Source organism: Pirellulales bacterium (assembly GCA_036499395.1).
Classification (GTDB): domain Bacteria; phylum Planctomycetota; class Planctomycetia; order Pirellulales; family JACPPG01; genus JACPPG01.
The window spans coordinates 1-1648 of the sequence record DASYDW010000092.1 but is presented as its reverse complement, the minus strand read 5'-3'; the positions used below and the strand labels follow the sequence as shown (position 1 = coordinate 1648).

2 protein-coding genes are annotated in these 1648 nt (G+C 61.1%); one reads left to right on the top strand and one right to left on the bottom strand.

The features are described from left to right. Positions 1–184 precede the first annotated feature (184 nt). Complete coding sequence (locus tag VGN12_16660) at positions 185–808, top strand: YbhB/YbcL family Raf kinase inhibitor-like protein (protein HEY4311085.1); 624 nt, start codon at positions 185–187, stop codon at positions 806–808. A 106-nt stretch (positions 809–914) separates the two neighbouring features. Here VGN12_16660 and VGN12_16655 read toward each other — a convergent pair whose 3' ends face one another. Next, positions 915–1166 (bottom strand): helix-turn-helix transcriptional regulator, encoded by a 252-nt coding sequence (locus VGN12_16655; protein HEY4311084.1) that lies wholly within the window; start codon positions 1164–1166, stop codon positions 915–917. Between the last annotated feature and the right edge of the window lie 482 nt (positions 1167–1648).

Sequence of the window (1648 nt, the reverse complement as noted above, 5' to 3'; positions counted from 1 at the left end):
AAGCGTGCTAGGCGCGGGGCGCGGGCGCTTGGTGTACCATTTCCAGCGCCGCATGAACGTTTACCGAAATGTCACAGCTCAGCACGTTTCGGAAACTTGTTGCCGGGGTACAGCGATTAACGTTCGCGGTGCGAGCAGGTTCTTCCGTCCACCGGTATTCCCGTACACTCGACGCGAGGAGCACATGATTCGAAGGACGCGCATGACGGCCAGTGTTGCATCGGCCCTTCTCACGATGACGATGTCCGCGGCGCTGATCGCCCAAGGTCCGCCGAATGCGACGGAACCTGGTGCGGCGCAGTTGGCGCTGCTGAACTATCCAGCGAAGGGCGGCGCTAAGCTCACCGTGACGACGCCGGCGTTTCAGCCGGGCGGCGACATTCCGTTCGTGAACACTCAGTACCAAGGCAACGTCTTCCCAGGCCTGGCGTGGGGCGGAGCGCCGTCGTCGACGAAATCGTTCGCCGTCATTTTGCAGGATGGCGACGCGATGGTGCGCGGCGCGCCGATTCTACATTGGACCATGGTGAACATTCCCGCGGCGGTCACCAGGCTCGCTCCTGGAATGAAAGATCCGCCGAAGAATGCGCAGTTCGGGCCGAACATTCGCGGGACTGCGCAGCCGTACATGGGCCCGCGCACGCCAGCGGGACCAAAGCATCGCTATCACTTCCAGGTGTTCGCGCTCGACCGGATGATTCCGACCGAATCGAGCCTCACCTACGACCAACTCACCGCCGCCATGAAGGACCACGTTGTCGCGAGCGGCGAGGTGATTGGACTCGGCCAGGTTGCCCCAGCGAAATAGCGGACTGCTTTACCAGAAACTCGAGGATGAAGACAGCACGAGGGCGATCGCAATGATCGCCCTCGTTGTTTTTTCCCGACGTGGACTCACCGTCGTGCAGGCGCGCTCACGGTTCGACGTTGACGTCGTGTTCGATCGCGTACCGTACCATCCCAGCGACCGACGACGTGTTGAGCTTCTTCGCCAGATGCTCGCGATGGGTGTTGATGGTGCGAAGACTGACGCCGAGCGAGGCCGCGATCTCTTTGCTGGTCATGCCCACCGCGATGCGCGCCAGCACTTCGCGTTCGCGCCCTGTGAGACCGCTCGGCGCGACCGGGGCGGCGAGTTGCTGAGGATGGATCGGAGTGCGAGACAATGGGAGTATGATCGAGGTGGCTGTGCGAGACGTCGCGCACGAGAGCCAACCTAGAGACAAATCCCGATAAAAACAATCGGCTTTGTGGCAGAGACGAGGTTCGCTGATCGGCGTGCTACATAAAATGTTGTGGGATAAGTGATTGCGTAACATCAGCCAAGACGTGAACGACGCGGCGAGTCGAACGCTGGCAGACAACAGAGACGCTTATGGCCTGGAGAGGCCGCGACACTCGCCGACCATCAGCGACCCGCTTGGAACCGTGATTCGCGCGAAGGCGCAGTGACCGACACCGACGACGGCGTGATTTATAGAATACTCATCGCCCAATCACGAACGATGACGCCGCCCCCGGCGCTCATTTCCCCACCCTCCGCCCGAGAATCATCTTCACCAAGTGCTTGTCGCCCCCGGCAGTGAGGGCGGTGCCATACCCAAAATTGAATTCCCACGCGGGGCCAAGATCGAGATTCACCACACCG

What these genes read in the sequence shown, in the direction of transcription:
- VGN12_16660 (HEY4311085.1), top strand. Translation starts at nt 185, where the DNA reads ATGATTCGAAGGACGCGCATGACGGCCAGTGTTGCATCGGCCCTTCTC.